Origin of the sequence: Actinoplanes sp. TFC3, from assembly GCF_001553785.1 — a bacterium.
Lineage (GTDB): Bacteria > Actinomycetota > Actinomycetes > Mycobacteriales > Micromonosporaceae > Actinoplanes.
In genome coordinates this window covers 1,853,026-1,875,971 of sequence record NZ_LOJP01000001.1, presented here as the reverse complement: position 1 = coordinate 1,875,971, position 22,946 = coordinate 1,853,026, and the positions used below count along the sequence as shown (strand labels likewise).

At 69.8% G+C, this 22,946-nt stretch carries 19 protein-coding genes and 1 pseudogene; 6 read left to right on the top strand and 14 right to left on the bottom strand.

The window, feature by feature from the left end:
* Positions 1–2: 2 nt before the first annotated feature.
* Positions 3–635, top strand: coding sequence for a lipoyl(octanoyl) transferase LipB (gene lipB / locus TFC3_RS08565; RefSeq protein WP_067497819.1), 633 nt, complete (start codon positions 3–5; stop codon positions 633–635).
* A 6-nt stretch (positions 636–641) separates the two neighbouring features.
* Here the strand turns inward: lipB and TFC3_RS35460 are convergent.
* Positions 642–855 (bottom strand): annotated as a pseudogene (locus TFC3_RS35460) (amino acid--tRNA ligase-related protein); the annotation flags it as partial.
* The gene (locus tag TFC3_RS40415; protein WP_067497816.1) at positions 819–1,007 is read right to left on the bottom strand and encodes an OB-fold nucleic acid binding domain-containing protein; all 189 of its coding nucleotides are present in this window, start codon (positions 1,005–1,007) and stop codon (positions 819–821) included. The gene TFC3_RS40415 and the pseudogene TFC3_RS35460, both read right to left, overlap by 37 nt.
* Before the next feature lie 384 nt (positions 1,008–1,391).
* Between TFC3_RS40415 and lipA the strand changes: the two genes are divergently transcribed.
* On the top strand, positions 1,392–2,288 hold the full coding sequence (gene lipA, locus TFC3_RS08555; RefSeq protein WP_067497812.1) for a lipoyl synthase: 897 nt from the start codon (positions 1,392–1,394) through the stop codon (positions 2,286–2,288).
* Between the two features lie 331 nt (positions 2,289–2,619).
* A complete protein-coding gene (locus TFC3_RS40410; RefSeq protein WP_369819591.1) occupies positions 2,620–2,919 on the top strand; it encodes a hypothetical protein in 300 nt (99 codons plus the stop codon).
* 467 nt (positions 2,920–3,386) lie between these two features.
* On the opposite strand, the gene TFC3_RS08550 is transcribed toward TFC3_RS40410, so the two are convergent.
* The gene (locus tag TFC3_RS08550) at positions 3,387–6,200 is read right to left on the bottom strand and encodes an AAA family ATPase (protein ID WP_236718037.1); all 2,814 of its coding nucleotides are present in this window, start codon (positions 6,198–6,200) and stop codon (positions 3,387–3,389) included.
* 450 nt (positions 6,201–6,650) lie between these two features.
* On the opposite strand from TFC3_RS08550, the gene TFC3_RS08545 reads away from it, so the two are divergent.
* On the top strand, positions 6,651–7,340 hold the full coding sequence (locus TFC3_RS08545; protein ID WP_067497806.1) for a DUF4191 domain-containing protein: 690 nt from the start codon (positions 6,651–6,653) through the stop codon (positions 7,338–7,340).
* A gap of 510 nt (positions 7,341–7,850) precedes the next feature.
* On the opposite strand, the gene glnA is transcribed toward TFC3_RS08545, so the two are convergent.
* A complete protein-coding gene (glnA, locus tag TFC3_RS08540) occupies positions 7,851–9,275 on the bottom strand; it encodes a type I glutamate--ammonia ligase (RefSeq protein ID WP_067497803.1) in 1,425 nt (474 codons plus the stop codon).
* A 225-nt stretch (positions 9,276–9,500) separates the two neighbouring features.
* Here glnA and TFC3_RS08535 point away from each other — a divergent pair, with 225 nt between their 5' ends.
* Positions 9,501–9,890: an RDD family protein gene (locus tag TFC3_RS08535; protein ID WP_369819590.1), complete on the top strand. Its 390-nt coding sequence runs from the start codon at positions 9,501–9,503 to the stop codon at positions 9,888–9,890.
* Between the two features lie 3 nt (positions 9,891–9,893).
* On the opposite strand, the gene TFC3_RS08530 is transcribed toward TFC3_RS08535, so the two are convergent.
* The 10 genes from TFC3_RS08530 to TFC3_RS08485 form a co-directional block, all read right to left on the bottom strand.
* A complete protein-coding gene (locus TFC3_RS08530; RefSeq protein ID WP_236718035.1) occupies positions 9,894–10,529 on the bottom strand; it encodes a hypothetical protein in 636 nt (211 codons plus the stop codon).
* 25 nt (positions 10,530–10,554) lie between these two features.
* On the bottom strand, positions 10,555–11,709 hold the full coding sequence (locus TFC3_RS08525; protein ID WP_067497795.1) for a glycosyltransferase 87 family protein: 1,155 nt from the start codon (positions 11,707–11,709) through the stop codon (positions 10,555–10,557).
* Positions 11,706–13,058, bottom strand: a complete 1,353-nt coding sequence (mptB, locus tag TFC3_RS08520) for a polyprenol phosphomannose-dependent alpha 1,6 mannosyltransferase MptB (protein WP_067497791.1) — start codon at positions 13,056–13,058, stop codon at positions 11,706–11,708. The genes TFC3_RS08525 and mptB (TFC3_RS08520) overlap by 4 nt, the downstream gene beginning before the upstream one ends.
* On the bottom strand, positions 13,055–14,449 hold the full coding sequence (gene mptB, locus TFC3_RS08515; protein WP_067497787.1) for a polyprenol phosphomannose-dependent alpha 1,6 mannosyltransferase MptB: 1,395 nt from the start codon (positions 14,447–14,449) through the stop codon (positions 13,055–13,057). Before mptB (TFC3_RS08515) ends, mptB (TFC3_RS08520) begins: the two co-directional genes overlap by 4 nt.
* Complete coding sequence (locus TFC3_RS08510; protein WP_067497785.1) at positions 14,446–15,843, bottom strand: hypothetical protein; 1,398 nt, start codon at positions 15,841–15,843, stop codon at positions 14,446–14,448. Before TFC3_RS08510 ends, mptB (TFC3_RS08515) begins: the two co-directional genes overlap by 4 nt.
* Positions 15,836–18,856, bottom strand: a complete 3,021-nt coding sequence (locus tag TFC3_RS08505) for a bifunctional [glutamine synthetase] adenylyltransferase/[glutamine synthetase]-adenylyl-L-tyrosine phosphorylase (RefSeq protein ID WP_067497781.1) — start codon at positions 18,854–18,856, stop codon at positions 15,836–15,838. Before TFC3_RS08505 ends, TFC3_RS08510 begins: the two co-directional genes overlap by 8 nt.
* Position 18,857: 1 nt before the next feature.
* A complete protein-coding gene (locus TFC3_RS08500; protein WP_067497778.1) occupies positions 18,858–19,631 on the bottom strand; it encodes a type 1 glutamine amidotransferase in 774 nt (257 codons plus the stop codon).
* A 9-nt stretch (positions 19,632–19,640) separates the two neighbouring features.
* The gene (locus TFC3_RS08495; RefSeq protein WP_067497775.1) at positions 19,641–20,084 is read right to left on the bottom strand and encodes an N-acetyltransferase; all 444 of its coding nucleotides are present in this window, start codon (positions 20,082–20,084) and stop codon (positions 19,641–19,643) included.
* Between the two features lie 9 nt (positions 20,085–20,093).
* Positions 20,094–20,519, bottom strand: coding sequence for a DUF350 domain-containing protein (locus TFC3_RS08490; protein ID WP_067497773.1), 426 nt, complete (start codon positions 20,517–20,519; stop codon positions 20,094–20,096).
* 104 nt (positions 20,520–20,623) lie between these two features.
* On the bottom strand, positions 20,624–21,976 hold the full coding sequence (locus TFC3_RS08485; RefSeq protein WP_067497771.1) for a glutamine synthetase family protein: 1,353 nt from the start codon (positions 21,974–21,976) through the stop codon (positions 20,624–20,626).
* Between the two features lie 151 nt (positions 21,977–22,127).
* Here TFC3_RS08485 and TFC3_RS08480 point away from each other — a divergent pair.
* Positions 22,128–22,946: nitrilase-related carbon-nitrogen hydrolase (locus TFC3_RS08480; RefSeq protein ID WP_304438969.1), on the top strand; the 819-nt coding region annotated here is incomplete at its 3' end.

The following is a 22,946-nucleotide window of genomic DNA, read 5'->3' as shown; positions in this document are numbered from 1 at the left end:
GCGTGACGACTTCCACGCTGCAGGTGCTGCGTCCGGGCCTGGTCGACTACCGCGAGGCCTGGGACGAGCAGCGCCGACTGCACGACGCCGTGGTGGCGGGCACCCAGCCCGACACGATCCTGCTGCTCGAGCATCCCAGCGTGTTCACCGCCGGCAAACGCACCGAGCCGATGGACCGCCCGATGGACGGCACCCCGGTGGTCGACGTCGACCGCGGCGGCAAAATCACCTGGCACGGCCCGGGTCAGCTGGTCGGCTACCCGATCGTCAAGCTGACGGACCCGATCGACGTGGTCGCGTACGTGCGGCGCATCGAGCAGATGCTCATCGACGTGTGCGCCGAGTTCGGGGTGAGCGTCGAGCGAGTCGAGGGCCGCAGCGGCGCCTGGGTGCGCGCCGACGAGCGGGGCCCGGACCGCAAGGTCGCCGCGATCGGCATCCGGGTGGCCCGCGGTGTGACCCAGCACGGCTTCGCCATCAACTGTGACTGCGAGCTGTCGAACTACGACCGCTTCGTGCCGTGCGGCATCCGCGACGCGGGCGTGACCTCGCTCTCGCAGGAGCTGGGCCGCCCGGTCACGGTTGCCGACGTCCTTCCGGTGGTCGAGAAGCACCTGCCGACGCTGCTGGCGTAGCCAGTGCTACGGCGTCACCCGGTGCAGGTCACGGGGGAAGGCCGTTGCTTCTCGGACGTTGGCGGCGCCGGTCAGCCGGGCCACGAACCGTTCCAGCCCGATTGCGAAGCCGCCGTGCGGGGGGCATGCCGTAGCGGAAGCCGTCAAGGTAACCGGCCAGCTTAGCCGGCTGTGGCGCGACCGCTAGGTAGTCCTCGTACCGGTGTAGCCGTCGACCTCCGGGTCGGTGATCACGACCTGGGCGAACCCGGCAGCGTCACGCACGATGAGAAAAGCTACCGATTTGAGCATTCTGCGGCGATGAACCCAACCCGAGATCGTCACGGTGCTGTGTTCGTGCCCGGCCAGGTCTTTCGAGAGGATGCGTTGCACGGCGGGGACCTCCTCTGTTGCTGCAACGCGGCCCCAGGGAGGTATGGGCGAGGGGATCCTCACGGTGCCACCACACCTTTACGCCCATTTTGTCAGGGCGCCTCCTGTCGTGCTCGGCTCAGGAGTGTCTTCGCGCCCGGTTCGCCGGACCACCTTCGCAGCTACCGGTGGCTCTCTCGGCCGGCTTGGCCCGGGCGTTACTCGGTTCCGTCATCGCCGTGGCCAGGACGTTAACAGTGGGACTGGTGTGTTCGCGCGATATTTGCCGACGCGACGTGAGTGGCCTCACAGTTCACTTCACGTGAGCCTCGTCGCCCCTGCTCAAGTTGATCAAGCTTCCGGCGTAACCTCAACAACGTGACTATTGCTCCCGAGGGCCGCCGCATGCTGCGCATCGAGGCGCGCAACGCCGAAACTCCCATCGAGCGGAAGCCGCCGTGGATCAAGGTCAAAGCCAAGATGGGCCCTGAATACACGCACATGCGCGGGCTCGTCCAGAAGGAAGGCTTGCACACTGTCTGCCAGGAGGCCGGCTGTCCCAACATCTATGAATGCTGGGAAGACCGCGAGGCCACCTTCCTGATCGGCGGCGACCAGTGCACCCGCCGCTGCGACTTCTGCCAGATCGACACCGGCAAGCCAGCCGAATTCGACGCCGACGAACCCCGCCGCGTCGGCGAATCAGTAGCCACCATGGGCCTGCGCTACGCCACGGTGACCGGTGTAGCCCGCGACGACCTCCCCGACGGCGGCGCCTGGCTCTACGCCGAAACGGTCCGCCAGATCCACAAACTCCAGCCCGGCTGCGGCGTCGAACTGCTCATCCCCGACTTCAACGCCGACCCCGAGCAGCTCGCCGAGGTCTTCGGCGCCACCCCCGAGGTCCTCGCGCACAACGTCGAGACGGTCCCCCGCATCTTCAAGCGCATCCGCCCCGGCTTCCGCTACGAGCGCTCCCTCGACGTCATCACCCAAGCCCGAGCCGCCGGCCTGGTAACCAAAAGCAACCTCATCCTCGGCATGGGCGAAGAACGCGCCGAAGTCTCCCAGGCCCTCCGGGACCTCCACACCGCCGGCTGCGAACTCATCACCATCACCCAGTACCTGCGTCCCACCCCCCGCCACCACCCGGTAGAGCGCTGGGTCAAGCCCGAAGAGTTCGTCGAACTCCGCGAAGAGGCCGAGGAGATCGGGTTCGCTGGGGTCATGTCGGGGCCCTTGGTGCGGTCTTCGTACCGGGCGGGACGCCTTTACCAGCAGGCGCTTGCCGCTCGGGGGTGATCACAGGCTGGGTGGTTGTCGGCTGGGTGGCTTCTAGCTGACGGTCGCTTGTGGTGGGTTGACGGTTTAGTGCTTTTCTTGGGCTGGCGGCTGGTTGGTGGGCTGACCTCTGGTCGCTTTCCATGGGTTGGCGTTCGCTCGCTTCTATCGGGTTGGCGCCTGCTCGATTTCTTGGGTTGGCTCCGACTCGCTTCTGGTGAGCTGGCGCCTGCTCGAATTCTTTGATTGGCGCCGTCTTGCTGTCCTCGTGCTGACGCCCTCCTCCTTTCGTTTCGAGCCGGCGCCTGCTTATCTTTAATTGGGCTGACTGGCCGCTCGCTTTTACGGCTGAATGCGCTTGCATTCGTCAGCCCGAGGGGCGCTCGCCTTCTTACGGCTGAATGCGCGCGTATTCGCCGGAGCCGACGGACGCCCGCATTCGCCGGGCCGACGGACGCCCGCATTCGCCGGGCCGGTGTTCGCTTCCGTGTTCCAAAACGCAGTGGGCCGGCCGAACCTGGATCGGTGCGTATTCTTCGACCCGGCCTCCAAGGCCGTCCACCCGTATTGCGAGCGACTGACCGAGGACGTTGTCGCGCTCCTGCGTGCTGAGGCGGGCCACCGACCGTACGACCGGAGCCGACCACCTTGACCGGCGAGCTGTCCACGCGCAGCGAGCCGTTCCGCACCCACCGAGCCACAGGCCACCGCAGCGGCCCAGCGGCAATCTATCGGCGCGACCAAACCGCAAGCCACCGAGCGTGACCCAGCCGCAAGCCATCGGCGCCGCCAAGCCCCAAGCCCCAAGCCAACGGTGCCACCCCATCCGAACCGCCCGGCGCCACCTCATCCGGAGCAACCGGCCCGAAGCGATCGCTGCCACAAAGCCACAGGCCACCCGCGCCCACCGTCTTGAGACGACCGGCGCGAACCGGCCCGAAGCCACTGGCGTCAGCCGACCGCAAGGTACCGGCACCGATAGGCCGTCTGCGTAGCGGAACCGATAGGCCGTCTGCGTAGCGGAACCGATAGGCCGTCTGCGTAGCGGAACCGATAGGCCGTCTGCGTAGCGGCGGCGAAGACGGTGACGCGGTTGGGCGACCCGCGCCGCGTCGTGGATCAGTTGATGAGGCCGAGCCGGTGGGCCAGCGCCGCCGCCTCCCCTCGTCCCTTTACCTTCAGCTTGGAGATGATGCGGGATACGTGCACGCTTGCCGTTTTCTTGGAGATGTAGAGCGACTCGGCGATCTCGACGTTGCTCCGACCTTCGGCCACCAGTTGCAGCACCTCGCGTTCCCGGCCGGTGAGCATGTCTGGGCCGAGGGGCGCGGCTCGCAACCCCAGGCGTCGGGCCAACGTCTCGACCTCGTCCTGCAGCACTACCGCGCCCAGTGAACGGGCTATCGCTGTTGCATCGACGAGCGCTTCGGCGGCCCCCGTACGGTTGCCCGCCGCGGCTTGCGCCTTCGCGAGATGGAACAGCGTCCCGCCGAGCTGGTAGGGCTGCCCGTCGGTGCGCCACGCCGCCGCGGCTGTCTCCCATGGTGCGACCTCGCCGGACAGGGTTGCCTCGACCTGCGCCGCATATGCGCGTTCCGCCGGGTAGCGCCGTGGCAGTGTTGCGGCCAGCTCGCCGACCTGCGGCCTGACGTCATGCACCTGCACCGCGGCAGCCAGCAAGGGCCAGCCATAGCGGGGCGAGGCGAGGACCGATGGCTCCTGAACCGCGGCGCCGGCCGCCGTGAGCGCCGCGGCCTCGTCGTTGGCATACAGGGCGCCGAGGATCCGCAGCTCCAGAAGTGACAGCCGGTTGTCGCGGTTCAGGTAGGGCTTGCCCAGGAAGGCAACCGCCCGTTGCACCAGTAGCTGGGCACCCTCGTGACCTCGCGCAAGCCGTAATCGGGCCCGGTGCCGTAGCCAGGGCAGCGCCAGCGTGCCGGGTGGGTCGAGACGGGCGGACTCGGCGTACCGTTCGTCGGCCTCGTCCCAACGGCCGAGCGCCAGCAGGGCCTCGGCGTGATTGGCCAGCAGGAAGACACCCGTTGTGCGGCTGACGCCGATGCGATCCGCATACGGGACGCCCTCCACTGCGGCGGCTGCTGACTCCTCGTAGCGGCCCAGCTCGAAGAGGACGTCGGACACGTTGCACAGCGCCCGAGCCAGGTTGGGCAGGTCCTCGGCAGCGCGGGCCCGTTCGACGGTCACCTTCATCGAGGGCAGTGCTTCCTCGGCGGTGAGCTGCCCGGCGCAGATCTTGCCGTAGGCGATCGTCGCGGCAGCCTCGGCAGCCGAGTCGTCGAGATCCGCCGCTGCGGCGATGGCCTCCTCGGCGATGCGTGAGGCCTCTTCGTTGTCGACCCCACTGAGCGCGTAGGCCACCTCGGCCAGCAACTGCACGCGTTCCCTGACCGCAGGAGCGCCGCGCAGCAGCCGATAAGCCTCGCACGCCTCGGCCGCTCCGTTGCTGGTGCCGGCGTTGTAGAGCAGCTTGGCCCGGCGGACCAGCAGGTGCGCGGCCCGCAACGGCTCGGCATCGCAGTCGAGGTCGGCCAGGGCTGCCCGGGTGAGCTTGAAGGCACGCTTGTGATCACCGGCGTCCAGCGCAGCGACCGCCGCCTCCTCCAACAGGTCGAGGTGGGTCGCGCCCAGCTGCTCGGCCGCGTCGTCGACCACCTCCCACAGATCGAGGACTCGTTCGAGCAGGCGGGACTGCTCCGCGTACGCATATCGTCGGCGGGCCGCGCACGCTGCCGCACGCGCCGCCACCAGGGCCCTCGAATAGTCGCGGGCGGCATGCCAGTGGTGGGCGATCTCGGCGGGCGCCCTTCCGGCTGGCACGAGATGAGACTCGGCCTCAATCGCCTCGGCGAAACGCGCGTGCAGGCGTGCGTGCTCACCGGGCAGCAGGTCGTCGTGGACTGCCTCGCGCACCAGAGCGTGCCGGAACTCGTAGCCGCCCTCGGCGTCGACGACGATCAGCTGAACCGCCACGACGGCTCGCAGCGCGGACTCCAGCTCGGCCTCCGCCATGCCGGCGACCTGGGCCAGCAACTCGTGACTGAAGTGAGTGCCACCGACAGCGGCGACGCGCAGCACCCGCTGAGCCTGCTCACCGAGCTGGTCGACGCGGCTGAGCAGCAGGTCCCGAAGGGTGTGCGGGATGTCGTAGCAGCCCGGGTCGCCGGAGGCGGCGAACTGCTCGATGAAGAACGGATTGCCTTGGGCACGCTCGTGAACCGTGTCGGCCAGCGACGGCTCTGGCTCGACCCCGAGCAGATGGGTGAGCATTTCGGCCGTGCCGTCGCGCGCGAGCCTGTCGAGCTCCATGCGTTGCACGCCGCGTACCCGGTCAAGCTCGGCAAGGAACGGCCGCAGCGGATGACCGCGCTGCAGCTCGTCGGTGCGGTAGGTGCCGAGCAGCAGCACGTTGGGCACGCGGGCCGAGCGGACAAGGAAGCCGATCAAGTCCCGCGTCGAACGGTCCGCCCAGTGCAGGTCCTCCAGGACGAGCATCACCGGCTCCTTCTCGGAGATCCGGATCAGCAATCGGGCGACAAGCTCGAACAGGTGCCCGCGCCGGCTCATGAGGTTGCCCTCCGCGGGCGGCCCCAGTTCCGGCAGAAGGTGCGCGAACTCCTCCTCCCGGCCGTCCAGCACCTCGGTGCCGTTGGCACGGATCAACTCGCGGACCGCCGCCGCGAAGGGTGCGAAGGGCAGCCCCTCCTCACCGAGCTCCAGACACGGGCCGGTGAGGACGCGCGCTCCGGCCGTACCGGAAAAGTCTTCGACGAGGCGGGTCTTGCCGACGCCGGCCTCACCACCGATCAGCACGGCAGCGAATTCGCCGCCTCGGGTGCGCTTGAGGGCGTCCCGCAGCGCGGCCAGGTCGGTCTCACGACCCACCAGGACCGCACTGCTGGCGTGCGCCGTCACGGAATCGAGCATGCCATGCCCGAACGACACATTCATCCCTGTATCGCGGGTGCGCATGCTGCCCTGGAGCGGCGGCGCCACGACCATGAGGAACGCGGGCTGCGATGACGCCCGCGTTCGGCCTCGCGAGCCAAGCGGTAGGCGCCGGCTTCGCGGCGGCGCTCGTCGGCACGCTGCAGGTAGAGGGCCAACAGGAACTCTGGTTCTCCGGTGGTGAACATGTCAACGACTCTTCGCCTGAGGACCCCGGTCGCGCATGGGGAAGATGCCTCATTTCCGGACGGCCTCAGCGCCTTAGGCGAGGCGCGGACGCTGCTAAGCCGCGCTCAGCGGCTTAGCAGCCGGGGCGTCCGCCCAGCTCAACGCCACGCAGTAGGCAGCCTGGCCGGACGAGGCGCAAGCACCCGCCCGGCCCACTGGAGCAGCACGGCGACCCTTACACTTTCGGGTATGGCAAAACCCCAGGAGAAGGTGTCGTTCGGTGGGCGCCTGAAGCAGATCGGCCAGGTGTTCGCCTTCACGGCACGGCAGGACAAGTGGTTCGTGCCGCTGCTGATCGCGGCTGTGCTGATCCCGCTCGCCGTGGCGGTGCTTCTCCTGCTGCTCGGCCTGGGCTGGGCCTGGATCCCGATCGGCGTGATGGTCGCGCTGCTGGCCGCCCTGATCGTGCTCAACCTGCGCTCCAACGCCGCGATGATGAACGCGGCCGAGGGCCAGCCCGGCGCGGCCGCCTCGATCATGGAAAACCTGCGCGGCGACTGGCGGGTACGCCCGGCCGCCAGCTCCACGACCCAGTTCGACATGATCCACGTGGTCATCGGCCGGCCCGGCGTCATCCTGCTGGGTGAGGGCCAGCCGCAGCGCGTGCGCGGCCTGATGGGCCAGGAGAAGCGGCGCCTGTCCAAGGTCATCGGCAACGCCCCGATGTACGACTACGTCATCGGCACCGGCGAGGGCGAACTCTCGATCCGCAAACTGCGCACGACGATGATGCGCCTGCCGCGCAACCTGACCGGCAAGGACGTCAACTCCCTGGACAAGCGCCTCGGCGCCCTGATGTCGCGCCCGCAGATGCCCAAGGGCGCGATCCCGAAGAACATGCGGCCGTCCAAGGGCGCCCGCCAGCAGCGGCCCCGCTAGCGACAACCAGCCCCAGCAGGGCGGACCGAGCACTCCGAACAAGGCGGCACCGGCTAGCAGGTACCTGGGCCAGCGGCATCCGGGCTACCGGGAGTCCAGGCCTGATCTTCGGCGAGAACGCCTGGGCGTTCCACTCGCCGACAGACCCGCAGGGCGACGGCTATGTCGCCGTGAGGCCGGTCGAGTTGCAGGACGATGGGCTCAGCGCCGCCACCGAGGTCGAACTGAGCTGGCCCCCGCGCGATCTCATCGACTTCTTCGACAGCCTTTGCCGACTGCTGGATGGGCTGGGACGGCGAGCGCACTCGGCGCTCGCTCGAATCACCGTGACGATTTCCCCGCGCCACGACGGTCGGCGTCAGGTGGTTCTTGAGGCGATCGTGGAGCGGCGCAGATGCGCCGGCTCGCGGCAGACGTCCGAGCCTTCCGCAAAGCGGCAGCAGCGATACGGCACAGCAAACGGCGGCCGCCCCAGCTCGAAGCCGGGACGACCGCCGTTCGCCTGGCGACTCAGACGTTGTAGTACATCTCGAATTCGTGCGGGGTCGGGCGGAGCCGGACCGGGTCGATTTCGTTTGTGCGCTTCCAGTCGACCCAGGTGGAGATCAGGTCGTCGGTGAAGACGCCGCCCGCGGTCAGGAACTCGTGGTCGGCCTCAAGCGAGTTGAGCACCGCGTCGAGCGAAGCCGGGACCTGGCTGACGCCCGCCCACTCCTCCGGCGGGAGGTCGTACAGGTCCTTGTCGATCGGCGCCGGGGGCTCGATCTTGTTCTTGATGCCGTCCAGGCCGGCCATCATCTGGGCCGAGAAGGCCAGGTACGGGTTGCTCGACGGGTCCGGCACGCGGAACTCGACGCGCTTGGCCTTCGGGTTGCTGCCCGTCACCGGGATGCGGGTGCAGGCCGAGCGGTTGCGCTGGGAGTAGACCAGGTTGACCGGGGCCTCGTAGCCGGGCACCAGGCGGCGGTACGAGTTGACCGTCGGGTTGGTGAACGCCAGCAGCGACGGGGCGTGGTGCAGCAGGCCACCGATGTACCAGCGGGCGGTGTCGGACAGCCCGGCGTACCCGGTCTCGTCGTAGAACAGCGGCTCGCCGCCGAGCCAGAGGCTCTGGTGGGTGTGCATGCCGGAGCCGTTGTCGCCGAACAGCGGCTTGGGCATGAACGTGGCGGTCTTGCCGTGCTCCCAGGCGGTGTTCTTGATGATGTACTTGAACATCTGCATCTGGTCGCCGGCGTGCAGCAGCGTCGAGAACTTGTAGTTGATCTCGGCCTGGCCCGCGGTGCCGACCTCGTGGTGCGAGCGCTCGACGGTGAAGCCGGTGTCGATCAGCCGGCGCACCATGGCGTCACGCAGGTCGGAGTAGTGGTCCAGCGGCGCGACCGGGAAGTAGCCACCCTTGAACGCGGTCTTGTAGCCGCGGTTGCCGCCCTCTTCCTCCCTGCCGGAGTTCCAGGCGCCCTCGATCGAGTCGATGTAGTAGAACGCCTGGTGGGCCGAGGTCTCGTGGCGGATCGAGTCGAAGATGTAGAACTCCGCCTCGGCCCCGAAGTAGGCCGTGTCGGCGATGCCGCTCGACGCCAGGTAGGTTTCCGCCTTCTTCGCCACGTTGCGCGGGTCACGCGAGTAGGGCTCGCGGGTGAACGGGTCGTGGATGAAGAAGTTGAGCGCCAGGGTCTTCTGGATGCGGAACGGGTCGATGAAGGCCGTGGTGACGTCCGGCAGCAGCATCATGTCGGACTCGTGGATGGCCTGGAACCCGCGGATGGAGGATCCGTCGAAGGCGAGGCCGTCGGTGATGGCGCTGTCGTCGAACGACTCAACCGGCATGTTGAAGTGCTGCATCACGCCGGGAAGGTCACAGAATCGTACGTCGACGAACTTGACGTCCTCGTCTTTGAGGTATCGCAGGAGTTCCTCGGGATTGGCGAACACACGTCCTCCTGGCACAAGAATCATCAATACTCGAGGCGGCGTGGACCGCAACGATGACTGGCACGGTGGCTAGGCTGGTCGCGACGCTATGGGGTAGCCGTTGCCCAGGCGTATCCCTATTGTTTCCGCCATGTTACGGACACTGTGATGTTCCACAGGCCTTCCCGAGGCTATCCCGCCGTGCCCCCAGCATGAGCCGGATTCGCCGGTACTAACCTCTGATGCGTGGCGACACCTACCTTCAATCCGGCCCGCATGGAGATGGGTGGGTTCCTCCGGCGTCTCGCCGCGCTCCTCATCGACTGGGCGCTCTGCGAGCTCATCGCGGCCGCTTACGCCGACCCCCGGGTGGTGCCTTGGCCTCCGGTGGCCCTGCTGATCGTGATCAACACCTTCTTCATCGGCCTCTTCGGACAAACTCCCGGCCTGTGGCTGGCCAGGCTGCGATGCATCTCGTACGTCGATGGCGGCGCGATCGGCATCGGCAAAGCGTTCCTCCGGGCGGTCCTGCTCGCCCTGTTCATCCCACCGCTGATCATGGACCCGCAGCAGCGCGGCTTGCACGATCGCGTGGCCGGCTCCTACGTCGTCCGGCTCCCCCGCAGCACCACCTGACCGCTACGCCTCCCGCGCGGGCCGGACGATGACCTCCGAACCGATCGGGATGAACCCGGCGGCCAGGAAGGCCCGCAGCGATCGGGCGTTACCCGGGGACACGGCGGCGAACACCGGCTCGCCGGCCGGCACGAGGGTCAGCGCGTCGGTGATCAGGCTGCGGCCGTGGCCGTTTCCCGCTTCCGGTAGCCGGTGCAGTTCGATGCTGAGCTCCAGGCGCCCGGCCAGCCCGCTGGCCAGCACGACCAGCCCTCGGGCAGGGTCGCCGTAAACGCGCAGGTCGGTGCGCAAATCCCTGGCGTACTGCACGCGGGGGTGCTCGTCGCTGCCGGTGAGGGGTTGCAGGCTGGGGCGGCCGCCGGTGCCGGGCCGGGTCAGCATCACGTCGAGGTCGCCGACCCGGCCGGTCGGCCCAGCCACGGCGCGCAGGAAGTCGGGGGCCATGGAGCCGCCGAACCCGTCCGGCCCCAGCGCGTGCACCGCGTCGGGCGCCAGCTCGGTGGCCACGACCCCATGGCCGGTGAACGCCACCGAGCACTCCAGCCCGCCCGGCATTGCGGGCAGCACCGTCACCTCCCCGTCCGGCGGCAGGAAGCGACCTTCGGCGGCGTCGAGCAGCAGTCGGAGCAGGGGATGCACGTCGCCGAACATTACTGCCCGGCGGTCACAGCCGGCCGAGGCGCAGGAAACCCGTCTCCCCCGTGGCTTCGTCGATGGCGTCGTTACGGGACGGCGGGGAGAGCGGGAGGAACAGCAGCAGCGCCAGTCCGGCGTACACATAGAAATTGGCTCCGATAATGGCCAGCGGTGGCTTGGGGCCGGTCTCGTAGAGGAAGGTCACCCGCGAGCTGAGCACCACGAAGATGCCGAGGCTCCACTTCCAGGACCATTCCGCGCACCGTACGAGCGCAGGCAGCAACCACACGCAATGATGCACCCACGTCACCGGGCTGATCAGACAGCTGAGCACGCCCGTCAGCGCAAGCGCCCCCAGCGCATCAGCCCGGCGCACCCGCCACGCCCAGACGCCCAGGATCAGCAGCACCCCGGCGACCCACAAAACCGGTTCGACCGCGTCCACCGGTAACCGGGCCAGGAAACCGCGCAGCGACTGGTTGGACACATACGCCAGGTTGCCGACCCGGTTGGTGTCCCACAGCGCGGCCGTCCAGAACTCGCGCGACGCGTCCGGCCACATTGCCGCGGCCAGCAACGTTGCTGCGGCGGAGGTGCCGATCGCCGTACCTGCCGCCCGCCATCGCCGGGTGACCAGCAGGTACAGGATGAACACCCCAGGGGTCAGCTTGACCGCGGTGGCCAGCCCGATGCCGACGCCCGTCCAGCGCCGGTTCTGGGTGAGCCCGAACAGCAGGTCGGCGGTCACGAGCGCGAGCAGCAGCATGTTGACCTGGCCGAAGCCGAAGGTCTCGCGCACCGGCTCGAAGATCAGGGCCAGGCAGGAGGCGACCGCGACCGCGTACCGGGGTGGCCAGCCTTGCCGGCGGACCAGCGGCGTGATGAACCACCACATGACCAGCACGGTGACGGCGATGGAGGCGATGGAGGCGAGCGTGGCCACGGCCCAGAGCGGCAGGTACGCCATCGGTGACATGACGAGCCCGGCGAAGGGCGGATACGTGAAGCCGTACGGCGTCCCCGGCTTCATGTAGTCGTAGACCATGCCGCCGTCGCGGAACCAGTAGCGCATCGCCCCGGCGTAGACCCCGGAGTCGAAGTAGAAGTGCAGGATCGCCGTCCACACGAGCAGCCCGGCGGCGAGGATCGCCAGCCCGCCGAGCATCATCCACCGTCGCATCATGCGGGCACCCTTCGCCGTACGGCCCGAGCGCCCAGCCAAGCCAGCGCCACTGTCACCACAATCGCGCCGGGTATCCGGGTGTAGAGCCCCCAGTTGTACCCGGCCGGTGTCGTCAGCGTGGCGGCCAACGCGCACAACCCCAGCAGCCAGCGGCTCTCGGCTCGGGTAGCGGCGAGAACCGCGAGCGGCCAGAGCGCGTACCAGGGGTGGAACACCGGCGCGCACAGCACCGTAGCGGCCAGCGCCAGCCCGGCGCCGTCCAGCGCTTTCCCCTGCCGCCAGGCTCGCAGGGCCAGCCACACCAGGATGCCCGCCAGCACCACAATGCCGAGCAGCCGCGTCGCGGGAACTGCGTCGTACCCTGTCAGGGCCTTGATCGTCAGTCCTACCGCGGTGGGCGGCGAGCCCCACGTCACGCTGTCACCACTGCGCAGCAGCCCGGCCACCCACCCGAAGCCGCGCCCCGACGCAAGCGCGAGCGCGAGCGTGGAAAGCACCAGGCCACCCGCGAGGGGCAGAGCCGGACGCAAACCGCGCTTGGCGGCCAGCACGGCGAACGGAACCACCACGATCGCCGTGGCCTTGACCCCCACGGCCAGCCCGAGCAGCGCCCCCGCCGCGACCAGCCAGCCCGGAGAAACACGCGAAGCCGCCAGCGCCAGCCCGCACACGATCAACCCGGCCATCAGCGCATCGTTGTGCGCGCCCGACACCAGGTGTACGAGCACGATCGGGCAGGCCAGCACCATCCACACCGCCCGGCCCGGGTCGATCCCGCAGCGCCGGGCCAGCACCGGCACCCCGGCGGCGATCAGCGCAACCCCGCCCAGCGCGACCACCCGCAGCCCGGCGATCACCCCGGCCAGCGAGTCCCCCGCCAGCCCCACCACGCGCGCGGCGACCAGCAGGAACAGCGGTCCGTACGGAGCTGGGGAGTCCACCCAGGACGAGGCGACCGAGCCGAGCCACGGGCAGCCGGACGAACCCACGCCGGCGGCATACGGGTCACCCCCGGCCTGCTGGACGTAACCCTGACACGCGTACGAGTACACGTCCGCGCTGCCCAGCGGCAGGAACGGCAGCACCGGCACGAACCACAGTGCAGCCGTGATCAAAGCCCAGCGCGTGGAGGGCACCACGTGCCGTCCGAACCACCGGGCCAGGATCAGCACCGCCGTACCGGTAACCCAGAGAATCGGCAGGAGCACCCCGCGCTGACCGCTGAGCAGCGTGACCGGGTTGATGCTCGGCACCCGCTCGAAGCCCGACCCGCCCAGCCAGGCCGTACCCGCAGTCGCCATGCTGCCGGCCAGCCCACCCCAGCGGATGAGCGGCGCGCTGACCCTCATCGCGGCACCAGTTGTGGCGTGCGCAGCCATTGCACCGATCGCCATGCCACCCCGCAGACCAGCCCGGTGACCAGGAACGCGAACGGCACTTGCAGCGGTTTCCAGGCGCCGTCGCCGTTGGGCAGGATCAGGAACATGGACGCGATGATCACGATCTCGAGCCAGCGGATCGGCATGGTCGTCACCGCCCACAGCACCAGCGTCCAGAACACATACCAGGGCTGCGTGATGGGGGCGCAGAAGATGACGGCCAGGCAGGCCAGCCCGGCGCCGTACAGCGTGTCGCCGTTGCGGAACCGCCACCAGATCACGACGAGGGCGATCAGCAGCACGAGCACCGCAATGGTCCGGATCGCCGGCACTACGTCGATGGAAGCGCCGAACCATTTCCCGGCCGCGTTCACCGCGAGGCCCACGGCGGTGGGTGGGGACGTCCAGCTGCGGGACTCGCCCGCGCCCGACAGTGACGTCGCCCAGCCGAACCCCAGGCCAGACCCTACGGAGAGGATGACCAAAAGTGCCGCCGCGCCCCCGACCACGGCCCCGCCCCGGCGCAGGAAGTGGGTGAGACGGTCGAACGAGAACCCCCCTGCCGCCAGCACCGCGGCGAACGGCAGCACCACCCCGACGGTCGTCTTGATGGCGATCGCCGCGCCGATCAGCGCTCCCCCGGCGATCCAGAAGCGCGCCGATCCCCGGGTGACCAGGGCCAGCCCGGCTGCCAGCAACGCCATCGCCAGCGTGTCGTTGTGCGCGCCGCCGATGAAGTGCACCGCCACCAGCGGGCAGCACAGCACCAGCCACAGCGCCCGGTTCTCGTCCACCCCCAGCCGGCGGGCCAGCGGCGGCAGCGCCAGCGCGAGCCCGGCCACCGCCAGCACCGCGTAGACCCGGAAGATTCCCAGGGCCACCACCTGCGACCCGAACGACGCGGCGAACCCGGTCAGCAAAATCCACAGCGGCCCGTACGGGGTGGGCGTGCTGCGCCAGACCACCGAGACCGACTCGATCCACGGGCACGGCTGCGCGGCGATCGCGTCGACCGACGGGTTGTACCCGGCGTCGAACAGCGCGCCCTGACACGCGTAGGCGTACATGTCCCGGCTGGCCAGCGGCGGCACCACCAGCAGCGGCAGGATCCACAGCGCGGCGGTCACCAGGATCCAGCTACGGGTCAGCGTCAGCCGCCGCCCCTGCCACCACGCCGCACACAGCGCCGCCAGCCCCGCAATCCAGAGCAGCAGGATCAGTACGCCGTTGGACCCGCGCAGGATGCTGACCACTGACACGCCTTGCCGGATCCAGGTCGGCGCGCCGAACAGCACGGCGTCAGCGGCGCAGCACAGCGCGCCGAGGAAGCCAAGCCAGCGGACCTTGGCGGCGGCAGTCACGGGTTGGCTCGCAGGATCGGCACACCTTCGACAGTTGTTTCGGGGTGGTAGTACACGGCGAGGCCGGCGGCGAGGCCCCCGCGCGGGTCGACCGCGGCGGGCGGGGTGTCCAGCACGACCAAGGCCGGCCGGTCCGGCGAGGCGAGCATCGAGCGCAGCCTCGGCAGCGCGTCCGGAATCTTGTCGATCGGTTTTCCCCACAGGTACGGATAGGGCGACACCCGGTCGGCCCGGAAGTACAGGTAAGCCTCGGACTCCAGCACGTAGATCCGGTCGTCCGGCGCGGTGGAAGCCCTGATCACGGTGGCGATCCGATCGTCGCGGCGCGCCAGGGCATCGTACGGGATGGTGTCAGCTCTTCGGCTTGCTGACATCGGTACGAGCGCGACCAACCACACCAGAGTGGGCGCGACCAGCACCCCACCCACAGCCCAGCGCCACCGCACCGAGCGCAACCCGATCACCGCCGCAGCGGCCAGCAGCACGAGCGCCGGGAGCGGCTGGACGAAGTAGTGCGGCCAGTACGAACCACCGAGGTTGATGCCGATGAACCCGGCGACCAGCCAGGCACCGAGCACCCAGCGCCCGCCGCGGTCCAGCAGCCGCCAGCCGAGCAGCGACACCACCAGCACCAGCGTCACGTCCAGCGCGATGTCGCCGGCGTGGCGGCCGAGGTCGGACCAGCGGGTGCTCGCGTTGGAACCGTCCCCGCCCATCGCCGACAGCTGGTAGCCGATCAGAGCGTCCCAGTAGGAGGACCAGCCGATGGCCAAGCCGTGCGCGACCGACGCGAGCAGGGGCACCGTCGCGGCCGCAAAGAACAGGAACCCGCGGCGCAGCAGCACCACCAGCACCAGCCCCACCAGGAGCGCATCGATGCCGGACTGCTTCATGGTCAGCGCCACCCCGGCCAGCAGGCCCGCACCGAGCAGCCACCACACCGAACGGGACCGCCGCCACCACAACACCAGCAGCGCGATGGACACCGTCGACGGGATGCTGGCCAGCAGCTCGCCGTTGAACGTCATGCCTTCCAGGTGCGGTGCCACGCCGAGCACCGCGTACAGAAACGCCGCCGTGCTGCCGGTAGCCCGGTTGACCAGCAGCGTTCCGAGCGCCCCCAGCGCCACAGTAATGATCGCGCCGCCCAGCACGACGCCCAGGCGGATCGTCCAGCCGGAACCGTCGAGCCCGAGCAGCCCGCGATAGACCAGCAGCAGCCCCTGCGGCCGGTCCAGCCATGCCGTGTCGTAGAGCCGGTCGCCGCGGGCCCACTGGCGGGCCACATAGGCGTAGCCGCCCTCATCGGTCGAGAGGCCGGTGAACAGGAACGGCACTCTCAGCAGCACAGCGAGCACCGCCGCGGCCACGATCGGCCGGACGGGATCACGCATCGAGAACCCGTTCCATCGCCGCTCGCGACCGCCGGGTCAGCCGCAGATACCGGTCCACGAACTCCCCCGGGTCACCGCCGCCGAGCAGTTGCACGACGCCGGCCAGCTCCACGCCGTGGCGCGGTAGCTGATCGGTCGGGCGCCCGCGCACCAGCGTGAGCGCGTTGCGGACCTGAGCGGCCAGCGTCCATCCGGCCTGCATGGCCGCCGCGTCGACCTTGTCGATCAGCTTCGCCTCGACCTCGGCGGCAAGAGCTTCCAGCGTCCGGGTACGACGCAGCTCGGCCAGCGCGTACGCGTGCCGCAGCTGGATCAGTTGCACCGCCCACTCCACGTCCGCAAGCCCGCCGCGGCCCAGCTTGGTGTGGGTGTTCGGGTCCGCGCCGCGCGGCAGCCGCTCGGTCTCCACCCGCGCCTTGATCCGCCGGATCTCCACGACCTGCTCGCGGGTGAGCCCGCCATCCGGGTAGCGCACCGGGTCGGCGAGCTGCTCGAACTCGCGGCCCAGTTCCTCATCCCCGCACACGAACCGGGCCCGCAGCAACGCCTGCGACTCCCACACCCGCGACCAGCGCGCGTAGTACTGCGTGTACGCGTTCAGGCTGCGCACCAGCGGACCTTGCCGGCCCTCGGGTCGCAGGTCGGCGTCGATGCCCAGCGGCGGGTCGGGGGCCGGGGCACTGAGCGTGCGGCGCATCTCCTCGGCGATGGCTTGCGCGGCCGAGCTGGCCTGCTTGGTGCCGGAGTAGACGAACAGCACGTCGGCGTCGGACGGGTAGCTCATCTCGTAGCTGCCCAGGCGGCCCACCCCGATCACCGCGAAGCGCAGGTCCTCGGGCCCGGGGTGCACCCGGCGGGCCACGTGCAGCGCGGCGGCCAGGGTGGCGTCGGTGACGTCGGAGAGCGCGATGCCGATGCGCTGCACGTCGAGCGGCTCGTCCGGGGCGAGTTCCCCGGCCTGGCTGAGCAGGTCGGCGCAGGCCAGCCGGAACAGCTCACGCCGGCGCATGGCCCGGATCGCGGCGATCGCCGGGGCCGGATCGGTCACGCCGTCGCGCAGGTGCCGGTCGGCGGCGGCCACGAACCCGTCGCGCAAGGCGTCGCGGCCCCGCGGCAGCAGCTCGGCGTCGTCGGCCAGCAGCCGCAGCGCCTCCGGGTCACGGGTGAGCAGGTCGGTGGCGTAGCGCGACAGGCCCAGCACCCGGGCCAGCCGCCGCGCGACCGGGCCGCCGTCGCGCAACAACCGCAGATACCACGGGGTGCTGCCCAGCTTGTCCGACACGTGCCGGTAGTTGAGCAGGCCGCGGTCGGGTTCGGGGGCGTCCGCGAAGTCCTGCAGCAGCATCGGCAGCAGGGTGCGCTGGATCGCCGCGGTGCGGCTCACCCCGCCGGTAAGCGCCTGCAGGTGGCGCAGCGCCCCAGCCGGGTCGGCGAAGCCCAGCACCTCCAGGCGCCGGCCGGCCGACTCGGGCGTCATCCGCAGCGCCTCGGCGGGCACCCTGGCGACGGCCTCCAACAGCGGGCGGTAGAGCAGCTTGGCGTGCAGCCGGCGGACCTGGGCGGCATGGCCGATCCAGTCCGAGCGGAACGCCTGCACCGCGTCGCGCCCGGGGTCCGCGCGGTAGCCGAGCGAGGCGGCGAGCCAGCGCAGCGCCTTCGGGTCGTCGGGAATGGTGTGGGTGCGGCGCAGATTCTGCAGTTGCAGGCGATGCTCGACGTCGCGCAGGAAGCGGTAGCCGTGCAGCAGCGTCTCGCCGTCCTCGCGACCGACGTATCCCCCGGCGACCAGGGCACGCAACGCGGGAAGGGTGCCTGTCGAACGCAATGTCTCGTCGATGCGCCCGTGCACGAGCTGCAACAGTTGCACGGCGAACTCGATGTCGCGCAGACCGCCAGGACCCCGCTTGATCTCGCGGTCCACCTCGGCCCGGGGCACGTTCTCAATGATCTTGCGGCGCATGTCCCGCACGTCCGCGACCGCCTCGGGGCGTTCGGCCGCTTGCCACACCAGCGGCGCGAGATCGTCGATCCACTCCTGGGCGAGCCCCAGGTCACCGGCCGCCGGGCGGGCCTTGAGCAGCGCCTGGAACTCCCACGTCCGTGCCCAGCGCCGATAGTAGGCCTGGTGGCTTGCCAGCGTGCGAACCAGCGGCCCCCGGTTGCCCTCGGGGCGCAGCGCCGCGTCGACCTGCCACGCCACCTGCCCGCAGATCTCGATCAGCCGGGCCGCGACCGTCGCACCCGCCGACAGATCCTCGTCCCCGGCCACCACGAAGATCACGTCCACATCGGAGACGTAATTCAGCTCGTTCCCGCCGCACTTACCCATCGCCACCACCGCCAGGCGTGGTTCGCTCACGCTCTGCGCAAGACCATCGACAGCTATCCGGTACGCCGCCCCGAGCGTCTCGTCCGCGAGCTGCGACAACGCCGCCATCGTCGGTTCGAGCCCGCGGCCGCCGGTGAGATCGGCCGCCACGATGCGCAGCAACGCCATCCGGTACGCCGCCCGCAGCGCCGGCACCGCCGGCGGCCCGCCATCCCCGCCGGGCTCGAACTCCAGATGCCCGTCGGCGTTGGGCGGCAGCCCGGTCTTGCCGGTGGCCAGCACCCGCCACTGCTCGGAGTTGGCCACCAGGTGGTCGCCGAGCGCGCTGGAGGCGCCCAGCACCGACACCAGCCGCCGGCGCAGCCCCGCGTCCTCGCTGAGCGCGGACAGGATGGTCTCGGTGACCGGGCTGCCGGCGATCTCCCCGTCGGCCGCCTGCACCGGGCCGCCGCTGCTGCGCCGGGCCTCCCGGGTGGCCGTCTCGACCATCCGGTGCAGCTGGCGCAGTGCCAGGTTGGGGTCGGCGGCACGCGACAGCGAGTGGATCAGCTCGGTGGCCTGCGTGCTGACCGGCTCCTGCAAGCCGGCGTCCCACAGCCCCAGCCCTTCCGGGCCGAGCAGGTCGGCGGCCCGGGAGCCGTTGTCGGCGAAGCCGAAGCGGGCGAGCCGGCTGGGCCTGGTCACGTCACTGACCCAGCAGCGGCAGGGTGCGCGGGGTGCCAGGCGCGGGGATGTCGGCGCCGGGCAGCTCGCCCTTGGCCAGCGCGGCGAAGCGGGCGGCGAAGGGCTGCCACACCTCCTCCACGTCGGCGAGCACCCCGGCGGTCGCGGCGATCACGCTGTCCGGGTCGAAGCCCAGCTCCTCGATGACCTCGCTGTCGGACTCCGTCCAGGCGGTGATCATGTCGACGTCGCACTCGATGTGGAACTGCACGCCCCAGGCCCGGTCGCCGAGGCGGAACGCCTGGTGCGGATAGCGGCTCGACGCGGCGAGCAGCACCGCGCCGATGGGCAGCTCGGTGATCTCGTCGCTGTGCCACTGCACCACGTCGGGCAGCAGCGGCACCCATTTGAACAGCGGGTCGGTGTCGGCCGCGTCGCGCCGCCCGACCAACGCGGGTCCGATCTCCGGCCCGGAGGTGCTGCGCTCGACCAGGCCGCCGTGGGCCTGGGCGAGCAACTGGGCGCCCAGGCACACACCCAGCGTCGGCACGTGGTGGCGCACCGCCTTGCGCAGCAGACCTTCGAGGGCCGGGAACCACGGCCCCTGCTCGGTGGAGTAGGCGCTCTGGTCACCGCCCAGCACCACCAGCGCCAGGTAATCGTCGAGGGTCTCGGGCAACGGCTCCCCGGCGTGCGGGCGCACGACCGTCAGCTCCAGCCCCGCCTCGGCAAACCAGTCCCCGAGCCGGCGCAGATCATCCGTCGGGTCGTTCTCGACCACCAGTGCTCTACCCACCCGACGAGGCTAACTGGTGGGCGGTGTCCACCTCGCCACGACCTCGTCGTCCTCGGTCTCGCCGGTCTCCACGAACCCGAGAGCCAGGTAGAGCGAGCGCGCCGCGGTGTTGGCGGGCTGATAGCTCAGCGCCACATTGGGGGTGCCCGGCTCGGCGGCGAGGCGGTCGCGCAGGGTGGTCACCAGCGAGCGCCCGATGCCCTGGCGCTGGCGGGACTCATCGACCACCACGCCGCCGATCCACCGGCTGCGATCCTCGTCCACTGCCCACATGCAGAACCCAGCAACCTGGCCGTTCACGGTCACCGCGAGCGGATGCCACAGCTCGCCGTACGCGCACATGGCCAGGTAGTACGTGACGTCGGCGACGAACTCGCGCTGATCGGGGTGCACGCTCAGCTTGGTCAGCGCCCGCCAGTTGTCCTTCGTCACCGGATCGAGATCGACGATCATCCGCGCAGCCTAAGCAATGCAGGCACACACGATGAGGGCGGCGCCGAAGTGCGAGGCCGCGCTGACGATCGCGCCGGGGTGACGGTCCTCGCTGCAGATGACTTCACCCAGCTTGCCAGGGGTCATCCAGTCGAGCACCACGAACGCCAGGCCCATCACCGCGATGCCGAGCACGCCGAACAGCGCGGTCGACACCAGACCCTCGGTGAAGTTCTCGTAGCTGGTGAACACCGCAGTGAACACGATCAACGCGATGCCGAGCTGGTTGGCGGCCAGCAGCATGGCGGCGTTGCGGTTCTTGTCGACCCAGATCAGGTCGCGCAGCTTGCCGGGGGTGAGCAGGTCGACCAGCACGAAGCCAACCGCCATCAGAGCGATGCCCAGCGCTCCGAACACGATGCTGCGCCCAGCACCCTCGAGCAGATTTTCCAGCACGACCGTTCCCCCTCAGAACCTTGCGATGTTGGGAGGCACGGTATCGGATCGGTGCTGCTCAAACGATATTGGCTTCGGTTTCGCCTCGCGGGTCGCAACAGCCGCTAAAGGCTGCCGAGGTAGCGCTGGCGCTCGTACGGCGTGACCTCGCGGCGGTATTGCTCCCACTCCTGGCGCTTGTTGCGCAGGAAGAAGTCGAACACGTGCTCGCCCAGCACCTCGGGGATCAGCTCCGACTTGGCCATCACATCGATCGCCTCGGACAAGTTTTCCGGCAGGGAGTCGTACCCCATCGCCTTGCGTTCCTGGGCCGACAGCGACCAGACGTCGTCCTCGGCGCCCGGCGGCAGCTCATAGCCCTCCTCGATGCCCTTGAGACCGGCACCGAGCATCACCGCGAAGGCGAGGTAGGGGTTGGTCGCCGAGTCAAGCGAGCGCACCTCGACGCGCGCCGAGCCGGGCTTGCCGAACGCGGGCACGCGCACCAGCGCCGAGCGGTTGAGCGCACCCCAGCTGACGAACGCCGGCGACTCGGTGATCCGGTCGGGCAACTGCATCGGGAACAGCCGCTTGTAGGAGTTGACCCACTGGTTGGTGACGGCCGTGTACTCGCGGGCGTGCACGAGCAGGCCGGCGATGAACGCGCGGGCCGTCTTGGACAGCTTGAGCGGGTCCTCGGCGTCGTAGAACGCGTTGCGCTCGCCCTCGAACAGCGACAGGTGGGTGTGCATGCCGCTGCCGGGCTGGTCGGTGAATGGCTTGGGCATGAACGTCGCGCGCACGCCCTGCGACAGCGCGACCTCCTTGACCACGTGCCGGAACGTCATGATGTTGTCGGCGGTGGTCAGCGCGTCGGCGTAGCGCAGGTCGATCTCCTGCTGGCCGGGCGCGACCTCGTGGTGACTGAACTCCACCGAGATGCCGATGCGCTCCAGCGCGAGCACCGCCTGGCGCCGGAAGTCACGCGCCACCGAGTGCGTGGTGTGGTCGAAGTAACCGCCGCCGTCGACCGGCACCGGCACCGAGCCGTCCAGCGGCCCGTCCTGCACCAGGAAGAACTCGATCTCCGGGTGGGTGTAGAAGGTGAAGCCCTTCTCGGCGGCCTTGGCCAGCATCCGGCGCAGCACGTGGCGCGGGTCGGCCCAGGCCGCGCTGCCGTCGGGCAGCAGGATGTCGCAGAAGATCCGCGCGCTCTCCCCGCTGACCCCGCCCTCGAACGGGAAAACCTGGAAGGTGGTCGGGTCGGGCATCGCCACCATGTCGGACTCGGAGACCCGGGCAAAGCCCTCGATCGCCGAGCCGTCGATGCCCATGCCCTCCTCGAAGGCGGACTCGAGCTCGGCCGGGGCCACGGAGACGCTCTTCAGGGTGCCCAGCACATCGGTGAACCAAAGCCGGACAAAACGGATGTCGCGCTCCTCAAGCGTGCGAAGCACGAACTCCTGCTGTCGGTCCACGTCGTCCCCTCAGGCTTGCCGGTGCCCAGTCTCTCCCGGTCCCGTTACGCCGAGATTACGCTGACCAATCCACGCGCGTGCCGCTTGGGGTAATGCCCCGGGCCCAGGGTAAGGCGGGATGGGATGGCAACGCTGTGGGAAGAATAGGGGCATGCCCTCGTTGCGTCTTGCTCTCGCCCAGGTGAATCCGACTGTCGGTGACATCGCCGGCAATGCCGCCGCGGTGCGCCGGTGGACCCGCCGCGCGGCCGACGCCGGTGCCCAGCTGGTCGCGTTCCCGGAGATGATGCTGACCGGTTATCCAATCGAGGACCTCGTGTTCCGCGAGTCCCTCGTGGTGGCCTCCCAGCACGCGTTGCGCACGCTGGCCGCCGACCTGGCCGCCGACGGTCTCGGCGAGGTGGCAGTGGTGGTCGGCTACGTCGACGCCGACGGCCCCGCCCCGACCAGCTCGGCGGCGGTCAAGGGCAGCGGCCGGCGCGATGCCTCGGCGCTGCTGCTGGGCGGGGAGATTGCCGCCACCTACTACAAGCACCACCTGCCCAACTACGGGGTGTTCGACGAGGACCGCTACTTCGAGCCGGGGACCGCGCTGACCGTCGTGCGCTTCGGCGGTGTCGACGTGGCCCTGACCGTGTGCGAGGACCTGTGGCAGGCGGGCGGTCCGTTCGCCGCCGCGCGGCGGGCGGGGGTCGGGCTCGTGGTCAACATCAATGCTTCGCCGTACGAGCTCAACAAGGACAATGCCCGCCTGCCGCTGGTCCAACGCCGAGCCGCAGAGGCCGGCGCCACCGTGGCCTACGTCAACATGGTGGGCGGCCAGGACGAGTTGGTCTTCGACGGCGACTCGATGATCGTGACCGCGGGCGGCGAGCTGCTCACCCGCGCCGGTCAGTTCACCGAGGAACTGCTCGTGCACGACGTCGACGTGGCCCCGACCCCGAGCGCCCCGCCCGCCCCGCCGCCCGCG

Excerpts from the sequence above, each read along its gene's own strand:
- lipA (WP_067497812.1), top strand. The coding sequence starts at position 1,392 with ATGCTGCGCATCGAGGCGCGCAACGCCGAAACTCCCATCGAGCGGAAG.
- TFC3_RS40410 (WP_369819591.1), top strand. The coding sequence starts at position 2,620 with ATGCGCTTGCATTCGTCAGCCCGAGGGGCGCTCGCCTTCTTACGGCTG.
- TFC3_RS08545 (WP_067497806.1), top strand. The coding sequence starts at position 6,651 with ATGGCAAAACCCCAGGAGAAGGTGTCGTTCGGTGGGCGCCTGAAGCAG.
- TFC3_RS08525 (WP_067497795.1), bottom strand. The coding sequence starts at position 11,709 with ATGATGCGACGGTGGATGATGCTCGGCGGGCTGGCGATCCTCGCCGCC.
- mptB (WP_067497791.1), bottom strand. The coding sequence starts at position 13,058 with ATGAGGGTCAGCGCGCCGCTCATCCGCTGGGGTGGGCTGGCCGGCAGC.
- TFC3_RS08510 (WP_067497785.1), bottom strand. The coding sequence starts at position 15,843 with ATGCGTGATCCCGTCCGGCCGATCGTGGCCGCGGCGGTGCTCGCTGTG.
- TFC3_RS08495 (WP_067497775.1), bottom strand. The coding sequence starts at position 20,084 with ATGATCGTCGATCTCGATCCGGTGACGAAGGACAACTGGCGGGCGCTG.